The sequence below is a fragment of the Cupriavidus sp. 05N40 genome (assembly GCF_056397305.1).
Genome location: NZ_JBFTND010000038.1, coordinates 22920 through 38638 on the forward strand (window position 1 = coordinate 22920; position 15719 = coordinate 38638).

At 64.4% G+C, this 15719-nt stretch carries 17 protein-coding genes and 1 pseudogene; all 18 read right to left on the bottom strand.

The window, feature by feature from the left end:
• Positions 1–49 precede the first annotated feature (49 nt).
• Positions 50–799 carry a DNA-methyltransferase gene (locus AC1DO7_RS11630; RefSeq protein WP_477116141.1) on the bottom strand — a complete coding sequence of 250 codons (750 nt, stop codon included), beginning with the start codon at positions 797–799 and terminating at the stop codon, positions 50–52.
• A complete protein-coding gene (locus AC1DO7_RS11635) occupies positions 750–959 on the bottom strand; it encodes a Com family DNA-binding transcriptional regulator (RefSeq protein WP_477116142.1) in 210 nt (69 codons plus the stop codon). Before AC1DO7_RS11635 ends, AC1DO7_RS11630 begins: the two co-directional genes overlap by 50 nt.
• A gap of 351 nt (positions 960–1310) precedes the next feature.
• A complete protein-coding gene (locus tag AC1DO7_RS11640; protein ID WP_477116143.1) occupies positions 1311–2396 on the bottom strand; it encodes a hypothetical protein in 1086 nt (361 codons plus the stop codon).
• Positions 2397–2508: 112 nt separating this feature from the next.
• Positions 2509–3658, bottom strand: a pseudogene (locus AC1DO7_RS11645) (phage late control D family protein).
• On the bottom strand, positions 3655–4080 hold the full coding sequence (locus AC1DO7_RS11650; RefSeq protein WP_477116144.1) for a phage tail protein: 426 nt from the start codon (positions 4078–4080) through the stop codon (positions 3655–3657). The pseudogene AC1DO7_RS11645 and the gene AC1DO7_RS11650 overlap by 4 nt, the downstream one beginning before the upstream one ends.
• Positions 4081–4082: 2 nt before the next feature.
• On the bottom strand, positions 4083–6755 hold the full coding sequence (locus AC1DO7_RS11655) for a phage tail tape measure protein (RefSeq protein ID WP_477116145.1): 2673 nt from the start codon (positions 6753–6755) through the stop codon (positions 4083–4085).
• On the bottom strand, positions 6752–6817 hold the full coding sequence (locus AC1DO7_RS11660) for a GpE family phage tail protein (RefSeq protein ID WP_477116158.1): 66 nt from the start codon (positions 6815–6817) through the stop codon (positions 6752–6754). Before AC1DO7_RS11660 ends, AC1DO7_RS11655 begins: the two co-directional genes overlap by 4 nt.
• Positions 6818–6849: 32 nt before the next feature.
• A complete protein-coding gene (locus tag AC1DO7_RS11665; protein WP_477116146.1) occupies positions 6850–7179 on the bottom strand; it encodes a phage tail assembly protein in 330 nt (109 codons plus the stop codon).
• A gap of 58 nt (positions 7180–7237) precedes the next feature.
• Entirely contained in the window at positions 7238–7747 is a 510-nt protein-coding gene (locus AC1DO7_RS11670; RefSeq protein ID WP_477116159.1) for a phage major tail tube protein, read from the bottom strand.
• A gap of 35 nt (positions 7748–7782) precedes the next feature.
• The gene (locus tag AC1DO7_RS11675) at positions 7783–8955 is read right to left on the bottom strand and encodes a phage tail sheath protein (RefSeq protein WP_477116147.1); all 1173 of its coding nucleotides are present in this window, start codon (positions 8953–8955) and stop codon (positions 7783–7785) included.
• A 368-nt stretch (positions 8956–9323) separates the two neighbouring features.
• On the bottom strand, positions 9324–11876 hold the full coding sequence (locus AC1DO7_RS11680) for a phage tail-collar fiber domain-containing protein (protein WP_477116148.1): 2553 nt from the start codon (positions 11874–11876) through the stop codon (positions 9324–9326).
• Positions 11877–11881: 5 nt separating this feature from the next.
• Positions 11882–12499 (bottom strand): phage tail protein I, encoded by a 618-nt coding sequence (locus AC1DO7_RS11685; protein ID WP_477116149.1) that lies wholly within the window; start codon positions 12497–12499, stop codon positions 11882–11884.
• Positions 12492–13403, bottom strand: coding sequence for a baseplate assembly protein (locus AC1DO7_RS11690; RefSeq protein WP_477116150.1), 912 nt, complete (start codon positions 13401–13403; stop codon positions 12492–12494). The genes AC1DO7_RS11685 and AC1DO7_RS11690 overlap by 8 nt, the downstream gene beginning before the upstream one ends.
• Positions 13400–13762, bottom strand: coding sequence for a GPW/gp25 family protein (locus AC1DO7_RS11695; RefSeq protein WP_477116151.1), 363 nt, complete (start codon positions 13760–13762; stop codon positions 13400–13402). The genes AC1DO7_RS11690 and AC1DO7_RS11695 overlap by 4 nt, the downstream gene beginning before the upstream one ends.
• Positions 13759–14376 carry a phage baseplate assembly protein V gene (locus AC1DO7_RS11700; protein ID WP_477116152.1) on the bottom strand — a complete coding sequence of 206 codons (618 nt, stop codon included), beginning with the start codon at positions 14374–14376 and terminating at the stop codon, positions 13759–13761. The genes AC1DO7_RS11695 and AC1DO7_RS11700 overlap by 4 nt, the downstream gene beginning before the upstream one ends.
• Before the next feature lie 76 nt (positions 14377–14452).
• On the bottom strand, positions 14453–14899 hold the full coding sequence (locus tag AC1DO7_RS11705) for a phage virion morphogenesis protein (RefSeq protein ID WP_477116153.1): 447 nt from the start codon (positions 14897–14899) through the stop codon (positions 14453–14455).
• Positions 14896–15342: a phage tail protein gene (locus AC1DO7_RS11710; RefSeq protein WP_477116154.1), complete on the bottom strand. Its 447-nt coding sequence runs from the start codon at positions 15340–15342 to the stop codon at positions 14896–14898. The genes AC1DO7_RS11705 and AC1DO7_RS11710 overlap by 4 nt, the downstream gene beginning before the upstream one ends.
• Positions 15339–15719: hypothetical protein (locus AC1DO7_RS11715; RefSeq protein WP_477116155.1), on the bottom strand; the 381-nt coding region annotated here is incomplete at its 5' end. The genes AC1DO7_RS11710 and AC1DO7_RS11715, both read right to left, overlap by 4 nt.

The window sequence follows — 15719 nt, forward strand, 5'->3', positions numbered from 1 at the left end:
GCAGACGCCGCAAGCATCTCGGCGGCGCTCCAACACGCAGCCGAGATTGCTAGGCTGCCCGTGCGCCAACTGCAGCTAAGCGGTCGTTCGCTGCATCGTGGTAGGCAGGCTCTAGTTCGCAAGCGATCCAGTAGTGACCGGCTTCCTTCGCTGCCACCAGAAATGTACCTGAGCCGGCGAACGGATCGCAGACCACGCTACCAGGTGGCACCAGGCGCATGACCTCGCGGGCGAGCCCGATTGGCTTTTCCGTCATGTGCCGCTTCGGGAACGGCAGGCGCTCCGCAAATACGCCAGGGAGACACACGCCGCTGGCGGTCGGCACCGAGCCCTTGGTCGCCCACACCATGAATTCTGCTTGCTGCGAGAACCCGCCCATACGCGGCCGGGTCCGGCCTGCGGTTTTGTCCCACACGGCAGTGCCTCGCCACACGAATCCGGCGCCTTGGATGGCGTCAGTCAAGCTCGGAAGCTGGCGCCAGTCGATAAAGCACACCAGATAGCTTCCGTCCTTTGCGACCCGGTATGCCTCTGCGAGCCATGCCATGCACCAGAATGTCCAAGACCGCTGGTCTTTGTTGTCATGCCCGAATTCGGCGTACTTGGTCTTCGTGTCGGCGCGAATGTACTTCTTGCCAGGAGCCTGCACTCTTGTCGTCGTATGCAGGCCACCAGAGGAATAGGGCGGATCGGTAAAGAATAGGTCGACGGACTGGTCGGGCAAGCCGGCCAGCACATCGAGCGCGTTTTCACGATAGAGGTGATTGAGTTGGGCCGGCACGCGAGTGGTCGTATTCATGGATGGGTTCTCCACTATGCGAAGCTCGGCGGCTTTCTGGTGCGGGGCGCTCGGCCCTCATGACATTCATGGCCCCGCATCGCGGGCATTTTATGGCGAGCCGGGTGTATTCGCCTACGCCGAGTTTGCGACTGCAACTACCGCATCGGATGTCCTGCATTGAGAGTGGCTTTCCTGCGTTGTGCTAGGATGCCTGCGCCTCGCGAGGTGGCGCGGCCCTGGCCGAACTGGCAGGTCCGATCTGCTAGTGCGGGTCGTGGCAGGTGCGCTAACACTTGCCACGTCGCCGCGTCTTTTCCTCCGCCGGCATTGCTCCGGCATACCCATTGCGAAACTTCCCACGCTTCCGCTTGCTCTCCACTGACTGAGCGGGCAGCGTTAGTTTCACGGGGGTGGCGTTAGAATGCCCGTCGCGCGCAAAGAATGCGCGCGCGGCATGTTGTCAGTCGACATGGCACAACATCAATCGGCCAACTTTAGATCGCAGCCGGATTTTCGCGTTGGCGCCTTATTACCGACGTGCCTCTGCGCCCGATGCGGCGCCTTTTTCGGTCGGCGCAGTATGCCTTCCTTTGAGAAGGTTTCCGATTGCCTCACCGAAGCGCAATGAGGCTGCCGTTTTCTGAGGGGGCGGCTCAACAAAAATGGCCTGGATTAACTTGTGATCAAGTCTAACGACCTTCGTTTGAGTTTGGGCTGATCCGAGCCGAAAGACAGTCGCAGAATCCGAATCGACAATAAGAAAAAGATCGCTCTTGGCCTGGGAAAAGGCATCCCGAATCATTTTTTCTGCATCAGGAGCGAGCGTTACCGAAACTCTTGCTGGTGCAGCACCGCCATACTTTGGGCTCACGTGCTCATAGAACGTTGCGCCGAAAGCAACAACTCCCACGAGCATCATAAACCCCAGGTAAAATATCGAATAACCATGATCTTCTTTGCTCTTCCAGACCGACGAAGTTAAAATAAACTGACCAACAATGGTAACGCTTAGGAGGGTAAAAAATAGGGAAAGGAGTGGCGGGTAAAGCGCTGCAAAAAGGAAAAAGAATGCCATGCAGGCACCCTGAAGGAGAAAGCTGATTGCGAAAGTAAGTCGCGGTCGCTTGTTGACAATTTTAGAGCCAAATAGAAACCTATCCAAAGTGAAGCCGAGAAGCAGAACTATCTGTGCTGGTTCAGCAAAGACATCAGGGCACAGAAATCCGGTCAACCAAGCGGATACGAAGCAGCATGCAAAGGCGTCCTCGCCGACAAAATATGTGTCCAGGAAGACACGGAATACCTTGCCCATATCCTTCGGCGAACCGTATCCGCGCACAGCCCTTTTTGCCATGTGCCGCCATACAAAAAAATAATAAGCGACCGCCACAATGGCCAGAAGCGCTCCAGCCAAGACATACTTGGTGCTCAGCAATGACTGGTCTGATATCCCCTTGCTGGCCAGATAGCTCGTCCACACGAGGAAGCCCATCCCGTAGAGTACGCTGGTGACAAATGCCAATAGGACTGGCGCTTGCTCAGCGAAGCTCTTCTTAGTCTTCCCGTCGTTCTTGAGGGCTTCGCCGACAGATGCCTGGATTTCCGAGTCGCTCATTTAGCTTCCAAAACTGCGCCATTTACTTGCCCCGTGTCCTGCGCGGTGCGCCCGAATACATTACATCGAGTAACGGGGAGACGCTAATGGATTCGAGGGCAACATGCAAGGATCAGCTTATTGACGTTCCGTCGTCGGCGGATTGTGTTGGATCGGCATCGAAGTCCGTTGACTTGATCTCCAGCTCCAGCGCCGTCRTGTAGCCATGGTTGCTAAGGCTGTGAGTCACCCTGGCTACGGTCCAACTTGTGTTGTCAATCTGCGGTTTCCATCCGCGCACGACCGCGGGGAGCTCGGGAAATAGCTCGGGCCGGCCGCGCGCTAGCGTGATGCCAAAGGTGGCCACGCCGCGCTGGATCCGCTGCCACTCGGCGCGCGCCGCACGCTCCGCATTGGTCTTGTTGGCATAGGTGTGCCGTAGCACCTTTACATTGTCTGGGTTAGGGTAGGTGGTGACAGTCACTTTCTTCTTGTCTTTGCTGGCCTTCTCCTTGACCGCCACCGAGTTCGACGCGTCAATTACCACTTCGCCCTTCTTCGCCGAGCGCGTGTCCTGGTAGCTAGCCTTGACCCCGTTGTAGTTCTCCCGGTCGGCAATGTTAAAAGTGTGCTTATCACCCGAGGCGCGGGTGATGGTGACAATGGGCAGGGGTATGCCGGATGCGCTCAATGCCTCGCCCGCCTTGATGAACAGCAGCTTGCCCTGTTTGACGGCGGCAATAGCGTCGTAGTCCTTCGCCAGGCGCGTGAGCAAGTTGGCGTCGGACTCGCCAGTCTGGTCCAGGTGGTCGATGACCAGGTCGGCGAGCTGCTGCGCGATCACGGCCGCCAGCTCGTTCTTGGGCGATGGCGCGCACCACTGCGCCCACGGTCCGGTCACGGAAGGAACGCTCTTTCCGGGTGGTCAGGTCGCTCCCCAGGTCCGCGCTGCGTGCGCGGATGGTCAGCCGGTCGGGCGGGCCGCTATGTTCGATCTCGTCCACCTTGTAGGTGCCCTTGTCCACCACGCCGGTATCGGCCCAGCCGAGCGCGAGGGATAACCGGGTTCCCTTCTCCGGCAGATCCAGCATGCCGTCATGGTCGTCCAGTTCGATATCCAGCTGGTCGGCCTCGAAGCCGCGGTTGTCCGTCAGCGTGAGGCTCATCAGCCGCCCCTGGAAGCGAGCGGTAATGTTCTTGCCGTTGTGCGTGAGTCGGTAGATTGGCTTGGGTTCGCGCCCGGTGATCTCCCGCGGCTCGGTGTTCGCATTGGCGCGGATCATGCGAGTCCATCCTCCACCAGTCCGGGGCCAATTAGCGCCTCGGCTTCATCGTCCACACGCACTAGCTTCAGGGAAAACTCGATCCGTCGCGCCTTGCCATCCTGGAAGAAGAGGGTGCGGGTGAGGCTTAGCCCCTCGATCACGAAGAGCCCATAGTAGCGGCCTGTGCCCTCGATCAGCACATACGCCGCGCCGGCATCGCCCATCTTGCGCAGCTGGTCGACGGTCACGTCGCCGCCAGTCAACTCGGGGACAAGCAGGCCCGCCAGCGTAACGGTCTCATCGTCGGAGCCGAGGAACTGCCGCGCGGGCCGGCGGCCGATCCGATTGTTGGAGGGGTGCTGCCAGCCCATCTGCTGCTGGAAGTCCTGGTAGGGCGCCGTCTCCAGGCTGAAGACGAACTGCCCGAGTGCCATCATCATGGTCAGTCCCTGTCGGTGAGCCGCGAGCGCTCCCGAGCGCCGCGCTGGCGCTCCAGGTCGCGGAGCTTCTCTTCCACCAGGCGCGCGATCAGCTGCTCGTCTGCGCCCGCCGGCGGATGGATGTTGAAGATCACCGTCGCCGGTCCCGCGCCAGCGCCAGCTGCGCCCTGCGTGGCGAGGGGAGGACGGGTGTCTATCGGCACCGCGGCTACAGCCGGCGCGCCAGCACCGATGGCCACGCCCGCGCCCAGGCCGGCGAGGGTGCGCGCGACGTTCGCCGCGGTGCGCGAGGCTGCAGTGGCACCCCCGGCAAGGCCCGCGGCACCGGCAGCCGTCACGGCCTCGGCGATGCGTCCCATGGCCTGCAGGGGACCAACCTGGCCCTGCGCAAGACCCTGCTCGAGCCCGGCCATGGTGAAGCCGCCCAGTTGGGCAAAGACGCGGCTGGGAGAATGAATGCCCAGCTTTTCCTTGAACCATGCCGCAACGCTCGCTCCGGCGCCCACCACGGCGTCCCGGACGGCACCGAGCTTGCTGGTGATGCCGTTGACCAGACCCTGCAGCAGGTTGGCGCCGAATTCGCTGAACTTGGCCGGCAGATCAAGTCCGAGGTACTTCAGCGCCGGCGCGACAATGCGATAGAGGGCGCCGAGCAGGGACCAATCGGCGATCAGCGCCAGCACGCCACTCAGGCCGCCCTGAAAGGCGCCACGCACCTCGGACCACAGGCCGGTGAAGAAATCCTTGATCGGCTCCCAGTACTTGTAGATCAGGTATGCGGCCACGCCGATGGCCGTCACAGCCAGGCCGATGGGGTTCATCAGGAGGACACGGCTAAGCATGCCTACCGCCTTCATGACGAAATTGAAGGCGCCCGCCAGGCGCGCGGCGATACCCGCGCCAGCCCCCATCTGGATCCTGAGCATGGCGAGGCCGTATTTGGCAATTACCAGCGGCCCAAGTATGGCGGCTAGGGTGAGCGTCAGGCCGCCCATGACCACCAAGAGGGCGCCGGCTGCAGCGGCTCCCTTGATCAGCCACGCTACAACTGCCGGGTTGGCCTTGGCAAAAGCGTTGAAGCGATCCACCAGATTGCTGATGGTCTCCATCAGGTCCGCAAGCTCAGGCCGCAGCACCTCGCCGCCGTCGGTGCTGGTGTTGAACAGCTTGTTCTGCAGGCGAGCCCAGGCAGCAGAGATAGTCTTCTGGCGCGCGGAGAACTCCCGCCCCATGGAGCCCTTCGCCTTGGCGCCGTTCGCCAGCTCAAGCTGTCGCTGGAACTCCTCCGGTTTGTCGACCAGCTTAGCCAGCGTGTCCGAGTGCTCCATACCGACCAGCTCCACCATGACGCCGATCCGCTTGTCCTTGGGCAGCCGGCGCACCGCTTCCACCACCTTGAAGATGGTGCCGGTGGCGTCCTCGGACATGCCTTTCTGGATTTCCTGCGTGGTGAGGCCAATTTCAGCCGCGGCGGATTGAAAGCGCTTCGTGCCTTTCTCCGCCGCGGCAAAGCGTTGGGTGATGGCATTGATGGCCGTGCCGGCAGTCTCGGTGCGCTCGCCCAGGGTGAGCAGCGTGGAGGCGAGGGCCGCCGCATCCGAAGACGACATCTTCACCGTGGAGACCACACCGGAAATCCGGTTGAGCACGTTGATGATGTCGCTGCCCTTGCTGATGGCGTTATCGTCCAGGTAGTTGATGGAGTCGGCCAGCGCCTGGATCCCGGCGGTGGGGATGCGGAAGTTCTTTGCCACCTTGCCCATGCTCTCGGCGATCTCGTCGGGCACGGCGTCGAAGGCGGTGGCCATCATGGCTACCGTGCGCGTGTAGTCGATCAGCTCTTCGCGCGGCACTTCCATGCGGGCGCCGGCGGTGACCATCTCGGCAATGGCAGTGGTGGGGATGGGCAACTCTTCGCCGAGCAGCTTGATCTGGCGCGCCATGTCGTAATAGACGGCGGTGAGATTGCCGGCGTCGTCGCGCGCGCCGTCTACCTGGCGGGCGATGCCGAGCATGGCGTCCTCGAACGTCACGTAGTCCTTCACCGCCTTGGCGACGGGTGTGAGCATGGCCCCGCCTGCCGCCATGCTGGTGGCGCCGGCGCCCARCATGGCGTTGCGCGCGCCCATGCCTTTTTCGTACTGCGCGCGCGCGGCCGCCACCTGCCGCTGGCGCTCGCCGACAGCGCGCAGGCGCGCCTCCTGCTGCGCCAGCGACTGGCTCACGTTGCCGATCTGGCCGCGTAGCTCGCGCTGCGCCTGGGTCAGGTTGCTTGTGCTGACACCCGCGGCTTCCAGCCGGCCGCGCACGCCTTGCAGGTTCTGCTGCAGCTCGGCACCGCGCTGCTTGAGCGACTGTGCCTCGCGCACCGCCGCCTGGAAGCTGCGCGACATGGCCGTCGTGGGCCGGTCCGCGGCGGCCATCTCCTGCGCGAGCCCTTTGACGCGGGCCTGCGTTGTGCGCAGCTGGTTCTCCGCAATAGCGGCGTCCTTCGACAGCTTCCGAAAACTGTCGATGTTCACCTGCGTGCGGTTCAGCTCGCGGAGCTGATCGCGGGTGGCCTTCACCGTGCGCGCCAGCTCCGAGCCGCTGCCCATCATCGTGCGGAATGGGCGCGTCACGCGGTCCACCGCACCCAGGATCACCTGCAGCCGCAAGTTGCGGTCCGCGCTCATTTATCCACCCCGCTACGTTCGCGCGCTCTTTCGCGCCACTCCATCAGTTCGCCCAGACCCATGGCATACAGCTCTTCCAGGCGAAAGCCAAAGATCACTGCAACGTCTGCGGCGGCGTCTTCGACTCGGGCGGGTATGCCTCGTCCTTGGTTGCCTTCGGCAGCAAAAAATTGCTCACCTTGGTGGCGAGCTGCGTCAGGTCGGCCGGGTCCAGCGAGCTGACGTCGTGCTGGGTGAGGGTGGGGGTAGTGATGCGCGGCAGCACGGTATGTAGTGCCGTGACTTCCATGCGCATCAGGTCGATCAGGCTGCATCCGCGCAGCTCGCCCGAGCCCGGCTTGCGCACGGTGATGCGGGTGATTTTCTCGTTGCCGCGCTGGATGGGGGTGTCCAGGTCGACGGTTTCAACAGTTTGCTCGGTCATGACGATATTCCTTCAGGTGGGAGGGGGATGGGCCGGCGAGCGGCCGGCCAGGAGAGGGTYACAGGCCGATGGCGCGGCGCTGCTCGGCCAGGCGGTCGACGCCGAAGACGATCTCCACGAAGTTCACGTGATCGACCTCGATCCAGACCTCGCCGTTCACGGTCAGCTTGAAATAGGACAGCGAGGACTTGACCTTGAACGGGCTCTTGTCGCCGGCCTTGCCGCTGCCGAAGTCGATCTCGGTGTGGCGGCCGCGCACGATGACCTCCACGGCATCTACGTCGCCGGTGTCGTCGCGCTGGTAGGCGCCAGCGAAGCGCACCAGCGCCGCATCGACGCTGGTGACGCCGTACTGCTTCAGGATCTCGCGCATCAGGCCGCCATAGGTGGTATCCAGCTCGAGCTTCTCGGAGCCCATGTCCAGGTCGACCGGACCATTCATGCCGCCGGCCCGGTATTCCTCCAGCTTGCGGGTGAGCTTGGGCAGGGTGATCTCCTCGCATTCCCCGGCGTGGCTCACGCCGTCGGCGAAGACGTTGAAATTCTTGAGAGTGCGTGGCAGTGCCATGTCGCTTCCTCGTTTAGGTTGTGGCGTCGCGCCGATCAGGCGGTAACGGCTTGGGAAAATTGCATGAGGTAGCGGTCGGTGATGCGCTGGCGCAGCTTGAGGTTTTCCAGCGGCGGCACCGGGGTGTAGTCATAGTCCAGGGCGAGCTGGCCGTCCTTGAGGGTGTCCTTGGTGTTGGCCGTCGGGTCGTACCAGGCGGCGCCGCCCAGCAGGTAGCCGCTGCGCACCATGCCGCGCATCTTGGCGTTGATGCCTTCGAGCACGTCGCGCACCAGGGAGGGTGTCATCGGGAGGTCCATGGCCCAGACGTGCGCCTCGGCCATGGTGTCCGCCAGCACGTGCGCCGTGCGCGTGTAGTTCTCGAAGGCGAAGAGCGGATCGGCGGAACAGGTGCGCGAGCCCCAGAAGCGGAAGCCCTGCAGGTTGACCAGGGTTGTGACCTCGTTGCTGTTCAGGTAGCCAGCATCGGTTGCCGGATCCTGCAGATCCCAGTAGACGTCTTGCGACAGCCCGGTGACGCCGTTGACGGTGACGTTGGAGAGGGTCTTGTGCCAGCCGACTTCGTTGTCGAGCTTCGCGCGCAGGCCCACGGCGCGCGCCGTGGCCCAGAGGGTCTGCTCGGCGTTGGCGACGGTGTCCCAGCCGATGAAGTCGGGCCAGATGGTCATCAGCTCGCGTTGCCCGAAGTTGTCGCGGTAGAGGACGGCGTCCTCCTTGGTCAAGCAGCCGTGGGCGGAGACGTAGGCGAAGGCGCGCAGCTTCTGCGCGATGCCGGCCAGCTCGGCGGCCACCGGCAGGCTATCGAGGCCGGGCACGGCCAGGATGCGCGGGGTCACGCCGAAGCGGTTCCGGGCGGCCAGCAGCGCCTTCATGCCCGTGAAGCGGCCGCGCGCGTCGACGGTGCCGATCAGGTTGCTGGTGGTCTCCTCCGGGGTGGCGCCCACGGGTACGCGCACGGCAACGGTGAGCGGGTTGGCCTGGTCGGTGATGGCGTCGAGCGTCGGCGCCAGCGTGCCCTTGGTGCCGGCCTTACCGAGCGACGTCAGCGGATTGGTCAGCAGGACTGGGGTGTTGAGGGGAAAGGCCGTCGCATCGGCGTCGTCGCCAGTACAGACGATGCCGCAGACGGCGGTTTCGATGGTCCGGATGGGCCGGGTGCCGTCGTTGATTTCGATGACGCGGACGCCATGGTGGTATTCGGTTGGCATGTAGTCCTCCGGGAGTAGCCGACAAGAGAGATCGTCCCGGTAGGATGGTGTGCGCGCGCGACGCTGTCGCGTGTGGAGTGTTGTGCCGTTGAGCGCGACAACAGCAGGCGGGCTATTCCTGCTCCATCGGCGCGGCTTCGCCAGTGGTGGCCGCTTTGTCTTTCCACCAATACCAGCCGCCGATACGCAGGGCCGCCCACAGGAGCCACGCCAGGGCGGGGCGACCGCCCGCGGCGACGCACTGGCGAAGGCGTCGGTCAGCCTCCGCGCGTGACACCGTACCGCGGCTCCCATAGTCGCGGTCATGCTGATGGCAGCACGAATTGACATCCTCTGGCGCATTCGTCCAGCCGGTGCAGTAGGTACGCTTATTTGCCATGCTGTTTCAACTCCCTGATTTCCGCGGAGAGCTCCTGCACAGCTTTGATCAGGACGGGTATCAGCTCCACGTAGCCGATGGAGAACACATCGTTACCCCCGCCGACGGCGTGATCCTGGTAGCCGCCGAAGTCCACCCCCAGGGAGTCTGCCGCCACCTTGACATCCTGCGCGATCAGTCCATGGTGGTAGCGTGCGCGCTTGCGGCTGCCGTCCCTCGCTAGATGACGCACGCGGGACACGATGATGGGAAGGCCATCGGCGTCTTCGCCGGTTTGTACTTCAAACGTCTCGATGTAGTCGTCTCGCGCGTCCCACCGGAAATCGACGGGGCGCAGTGCCTCAATGAACGCCAGCCCGAGCAGCGTGTCTCGCACATCTGCCTTGTCACGCCCATCGGAGCGATTTTGTACAGAGCCAAAGGCATAGACGGTGGTGGCGGAATCTCCGAGTTGGACCTGGTTGTTACCAGATACCCGGGTGTCGGATCCGAGGCCGGCCACGTTGGTGAATGCGGTAGCCAACGAGCCATCGCTGGCGTACTTGAGTGCACGCACGCCAACTGCCGTGATCCGCGCACCAGTGACGTTGGCCTCCGCCGCATGCACGCCGAGCGCGACATTGTCGTTGCCGCTCACATTGGCGCGCAGCGCGTAATAGCCCATCGCCGTATTCCGACTTCCCGTCTCGTTGAGATAGAGAGTCAGATTGCCCATTGAAACGTTGAATTCGCCCCGGCTGCGGAATTGGGACACCTCGCCGATGGCAATGCTGTTCGTGCAATTGTCGCCCTGTGCGAGTGCCTTTCGCCCGATCGCGATGACGCCAGTCACCGGTGTCACCGGCGTGTCTGTGATCCACTCGGAGATCGTGGCGTCGCTAACCTCAACGCCGTCGCCGCGGGGCCGATACGCGGTAACAAACGTCAGCGTATCGGCATCCGGCACCGTCGCAATATGCATGTAGCTGGCCTCGTGCGCGCCCAGCGTGATCTTGACCCGCCACCCAGGCGCCRGACCGTGCCCCGGCACGGCGACGACCACGACTCCGCCCGACCAGGAATAGCTGCCATGCAGCGATCCGTAGACGAGCTGGCGCCCGTCATGGCTGACGTTTGTCTCAATCAACGCGCCGGCCTGGTAGCCCACTGCGACGAGCGTGCCCTGTTTAACGTTGCGCCCGGCGTCGGTGCCGACGCAGGTATTGCCCACCGCGTTGGAGTAGATGCCCGCGTTGACGCCCACATGCGTTTGCGAGCCGGCCGTGATCGGTGTCTGGTTCTCGATGGTCAGATCGTCAAGGCCCAGCGGAGCGTAGCCTGCCTGGGCTGCTGCGCCAAATGCACAGGAGTAGTCGACATCGGTGATCGACTGTCCTGCATTGCGGCCGAACGCATTGTTCGATCTTCCCACCCGGTTGAAACGCAGCGAGTTGTCGCCGATGGACGTGTTGCGCGTGCCGCGCGAGCTCGCGTTGTCATCGCTATCACAGCAGAACTGTGATTCCAGCCCAACGGCGACGTTGTATCGGCCATATTGCAGATGGCGCAATGCGCCGTGGCCGATGGCGATACAGGAAATCCCCTGCAAGCTGCTACCGAGCGCATCGTGTCCGATGGCCACGACCGCATAGGCGCGCTGCTCTCCCTTGTACTCCACGTACACCGGCATCAAGGCGCCGGCACCTCCGCCGATCAGTACATTGTGGTTTCCGACCCTGACCTGGTCGCCCTGGTGCGAGTCGAAGACATAGCCGTCCTCCGCGCGCACGAAGCGCCCGTTGAAGTAGTGATTCCCCGTGGGCGGCTCGTCTACGCAATACACCCTGTTGAGCAGATCGACATAGGCGCCAGTCGTGCCCGTCTCGAACAGCAAGAACCGCTCGGTGTCGTTCGTTACGCCATCACCTACAGCACCAAAATCCACGGCGCTGACGGACTCCGCATTCTTGTCGTGCTGGGTGCGTGGTACCGCTCCGGAAAACGGCTGGCGGACCGCAATCAATGCGTCCGCCTTGGCCGGGTCTTCGATGTTCGCCAGGTCGTCTTTGCGCACTGCGCTGGACGCCAGTGTGTCGATCGCCTGGTCGAGATACTCGCGGGTCACTAGCACCGCGTTCGGGTCAATGTGCAACGCCACCGATTCAACGCTGGTCACCAGGAAGACCATCTGCACCCGCAGGGTGCGGGCCGCGCCCTCGATGGGTCGCGGTTTGTAGGATGGCGGGCAGTTGGCGACAGCGCACACGATGCCCCGTTCGTCGATCAGCGCCATTTCTCGAACCCACCATCCCCCCAGGTCCGCTCCGAGCACCATCTCTGCGATGAACTGCGAGGGATTTATCGGGTCCTGCGTGAGGTTGTTGAGCGCCGCGCGATAGACCTCGTTGACAAGCGCGTCTTGCTGGCGGTGGGGAATGGGCAGGTCGCCCAGACCATCGCCGACTGCCAATTCGACAAAGCGCACCTGTTCGCCGTTGGCAGTGGCGCGTGCGAGCGCGGCCTCTCCGGCTTCCGTGAGAATCGAGAAGTATTGTTGTGGCATGGCTTTCAGGGATGTACGGTGAGCGTTTCGATGGCGTGCGTGGCGCTGGCCGCGCGGATCGCACCGCCAGCAGTGACTTCGGTTGGGGTGCAGGGGTAGACGGTCAGCGCGTCGGCCAGCGCGGCCGCGCCCACCAGGCACACGGCGCCGCGGGATTTCACCGCGATGGCCAGGCCGGTCAGGTGTCGCGTCAGCGGCTTCGTGTCGTCGATCAGGCGTTCTAGCTCGTCGTACATGCCCTCGGTGATGCCGGTATCGAGCACACCAATGTCAAGCGCAAACGTGCCCCTTACTCCGGGCGGCGTGGTCTGATGCCATTCGATGACGCGGATCAGATAGCCCACCGGCTCCACGACTCGACGCAGGGCGCCGATGGTGCCCTTCTTGCGATGGACGAAGTACGAGTTGGCCGTGACGGCCCGCTTCGTGGCGAGTGGCCAGGCGGGGTCCCAGCGATCCACCGAGAACGCCCATGCCAGGAAAGGCAGGAGGTTGGCCGGGCACGTGGCCGGGTTCCACAGGGTGCGCAGGGGCACCGGCACGCGCTCGATGCGCGCCGTCGCGCGCGCAGCGTTGCGCTCCAGCGCCGTGGCGTTCGGAGGCAGCAGGGAACCGCTACGCACGCGTGCCCCCGTTGATGATCTCCACGCTCTCGCAGTAGCCCGCCTGCGTTTCATCCAGCGCGATATCCTCGGCCGGCTCGAGGAGGTCGACCTTTTGGACCCCGGTAACGTGCAGCGCCGCGGTGATGGCCGAGCGGTTGATGTCTCGGCCGAGCCGCCGCCGCGCCTTCCGGTAGGCATCGGCGTTCTCGCCGGCTGCCTGCAGGATGGGCTCGGCTTCCGGGCCGGGCTCCAGGTACAAGGTGGCGCGTATGCGGTACGGCACCATGTGCGCCAGTTGCACAGCGAGACGGTCGGCGACCGGGCGCACGTCTTCATCGCTCAGTGCGGCCTCGACGATGGGCAGCAGGTCGGCCTCGGCCGCGCCATCCTCGGCGGTACTCAGGATCGTGACCACCGCCTCGCACGGCTGGGGGCTGATGGCGCTGGCGTCGGCAACGCGGCCGTCTGCCGAGCGCGCGTGGAACTTGTATGCCTCGCGCGGGCCGGCCACGGACAGGCCCTCGAAGGCCATCTGCGTGCGCTCCAGAAGCGCCTCGTCGCTTTCCATCACGGCCGGCGTCGGCGGCACCGTGGTGTTGTCTGCTGGCTTGATGGTGAGCCGCTGCACGCTAAAGTTCGCTGCGAGCTGGTCGAGGTCGCTTTTCTTGGCAAAGGCGAGCATCAATGCGCGCGCGGCGTCATTCACACGCTGCCGCCACACCATTTCCCGGTAGGCGTTGTCCTGCAGCAGCTTGACGATGGGCTCCGATTCAAGCGCCAGCGCCGCCGTGACGTCGGCTTGTTCCTCCGCGGGATGCAGGGCAACGAAGTACGCCTTGCGCTCGCTGAGGATGTCCTCGAAGTCCACCGTCTCTATGACGTCCGGCGGCGGCAGGCGGGAAAGGTCGATGACGCTGCTCATACGGGGCCTTCCCGCAGGGAGATTCTCATGGGGCCGGCGGCTTCACGGCGGGGGCCGTCGATGCGATCAGCTTCCAYGGCGACATAAAGCTCCCCGGCCTCGCCAAGCTCGACGGTGGTGGAGGTAATACGCACGCGTGGCTCCCAGCGCACCAGCGCAGTGACTGCGGCAGACATGACGCGCAGGCGCGTGGCGCCGTTAAGCGGTTGGTCGATCAACAGGGGAGCCAGGGAGCCGTAGTTGCGGCGCATCACGCGCGAGCCGACCGGCGTAGTCAGGATGTCGCGGATGGACTGCCTGATGTGGGCGAGGTCGTCCAGCTTGCGGCCTGACGTGGCGCTCATGCCTACGTAGCTCATTGCGGGCCTCCCGAACTTTCGTTGCCCTGGCGGACGCCGCCGTGCTTGTGCGTGTGCACCACCACGCCGTTGGAGGACAGCTTGCCGTCTTCGTGGGTGAAGTCGCCGGTGATCCTGTTGCCGTGGACGCCGCCCGTGCCGGCGATACCGCTCTGGTAAGACAGCAGGCCCTTCACGATCACGGCGCCGTCGAAGGTCGTCTCGGGGCACTTCACCAGGACGCTGACGGCCGCGTCTAGCACGGCGGTCCTGATGCCAGTGACAGTCAAGTTGCCGGTGACATGGTTGTAGAGCGTGCGGGCGCCATCGGGGTACAGCGTGACGGTCTCATCCAGGCTGTGGCTCGGCACGTCGCCGGCGTCGGTAGGAATGCCGCAGAGCACGATGCCGTTGCGCAGGTCGCCGCTTGGGCACAGCAGCAGGACCTGTTCACCGATGGTCGGCGGGTTCCACGTGCGCGTCTTGCCGGCGCGCCGCTCGATCCACGGCAGCCAATCCGTCTCGATGCCGCCGCTTCTCACGCGGACGCGGGGGGGCAAGCCGGGCTGCACATCGGAGACGTTTCCGAGGCGCAGCAGGTTTTCGAGGAGGCGGGCGAGTTCAGTGGTGTCCATACCCGCAGCGTGCCGTGCGCGCGCGGGGTGGTCACGCGCGCGGTGTTGTGCGCGCGTGCGGCACAACAGCCAGCAGTCAGCGGGTCAGGTGAGCGATGACCAGGTCGGTGATGCTCGACACGTCCGAGGCATCGAAGCCCAGCAACTCGCGCCTGGCGTACTGCACTTCGAGGCCGGCCTTGTTGACGCGATCACGCAGGCCGAACTGGTGGACGGCGGCGATGCGCAGCGCGCGGTCGGCGAAGCTCACCACCGCGGTGTTGGGATCGGATTCGGTCTTGAGAAAGCGCGTAGTGCGCAGGCGCGCGAACATGGCACGCCGCACGCGCCCGGGGCGCAGCCGGAGCTGCGGCTTGCGCGGCTCGTAGGCCGAGCCGTCAGGGTTGCGTTGCTCGGCGATGCGGCGCGCCTGTCGGCGGCGCAGCTCGGCCGCCACCGCGCGCGTGAGCGCCCGGCGCGCCGGCGCGTCGAGATTGGACAGGAAGGCGCCGGCCCAGGTCTCCAGCTCGTGGAAGTCGCTCATGCTGAGGGCGGCGCCGCGCGCCAGGTGGCGGGATCGTCGTACTCGTTGACCGGCTCCGGCTGGTGCGCGATCTGGTACTGGCCGTCCACCACCCGGACCGTCACGCGCTCGGTCAGGGCCAGCTTGATGGCGATGTCGACGGTGGTGTGGTTGAGGATGTCCACCTCGAACTTGAAGCCGGTCTCGCGCCGGTCCGGGTTGAAGAACAGCTCCGATTGATTCACGCGCAACCAGGCCAGCACCGGCACTATTACGGTATCGGCGCCGCCGGCATAGTCGGTCAGGATGGTGGTCAGCGTGTAGACGTACTCGAACGAGAGCGTCTTGCCACCGGTGGCCACGATGCGGCCCTCGTCCACGAAGATGTGCAGCTTCTCCGGGTTGCGCGCCAGCTCGGGCAGGGATTCGGTGAGGGCGGCCCGCAGGTTGTTGGGCTTCATCATGGTGCGGCTCCGATGATGGCGGCACCCTGGCTGCGCAGCAGCGCCTGCAGCTCCGTCAACTGCTCGGCGTTTGCGAGGCTGGCTGTGTAGTTGCCGGCGACGGTACCGGCGACGGCAGAGAGCGCAAGACCCGAGGGGGTCGCATCAGCAGCGCCGGCACCTGRATCGAGCAGGCTGCCGGCGGCGGCAGCGTCGTGCAGGCGGACAAAACCGACAGGCACAGTGCGAGCGGCATCAGCTTGGGGAGTGACATAGCGCGGGATCTCCTTGATGAGGGTGTCGCCCTTGATGCGGATAGTCTCGAGACGGTCGACATAGCGCGTCACCGTGACGGCGGCCGTGGCGGTGCTATCGAGCTGGCTGCGCAGGCTGGCCAC

What these genes read in the sequence shown, in the direction of transcription:
- AC1DO7_RS11640 (WP_477116143.1), bottom strand. Translation starts at nt 2,396, where the DNA reads ATGAGCGACTCGGAAATCCAGGCATCTGTCGGCGAAGCCCTCAAGAAC.
- AC1DO7_RS11705 (WP_477116153.1), bottom strand. Translation starts at nt 14,899, where the DNA reads ATGAGCGACTTCCACGAGCTGGAGACCTGGGCCGGCGCCTTCCTGTCC.
- AC1DO7_RS11700 (WP_477116152.1), bottom strand. Translation starts at nt 14,376, where the DNA reads ATGGACACCACTGAACTCGCCCGCCTCCTCGAAAACCTGCTGCGCCTC.
- AC1DO7_RS11690 (WP_477116150.1), bottom strand. Translation starts at nt 13,403, where the DNA reads ATGAGCAGCGTCATCGACCTTTCCCGCCTGCCGCCGCCGGACGTCATA.
- AC1DO7_RS11675 (WP_477116147.1), bottom strand. Translation starts at nt 8,955, where the DNA reads ATGCCAACCGAATACCACCATGGCGTCCGCGTCATCGAAATCAACGAC.
- AC1DO7_RS11635 (WP_477116142.1), bottom strand. Translation starts at nt 959, where the DNA reads ATGCAGGACATCCGATGCGGTAGTTGCAGTCGCAAACTCGGCGTAGGC.
- AC1DO7_RS11650 (WP_477116144.1), bottom strand. Translation starts at nt 4,080, where the DNA reads ATGATGATGGCACTCGGGCAGTTCGTCTTCAGCCTGGAGACGGCGCCC.
- AC1DO7_RS11630 (WP_477116141.1), bottom strand. Translation starts at nt 799, where the DNA reads ATGAATACGACCACTCGCGTGCCGGCCCAACTCAATCACCTCTATCGT.
- AC1DO7_RS11710 (WP_477116154.1), bottom strand. Translation starts at nt 15,342, where the DNA reads ATGATGAAGCCCAACAACCTGCGGGCCGCCCTCACCGAATCCCTGCCC.
- AC1DO7_RS11665 (WP_477116146.1), bottom strand. Translation starts at nt 7,179, where the DNA reads ATGACCGAGCAAACTGTTGAAACCGTCGACCTGGACACCCCCATCCAG.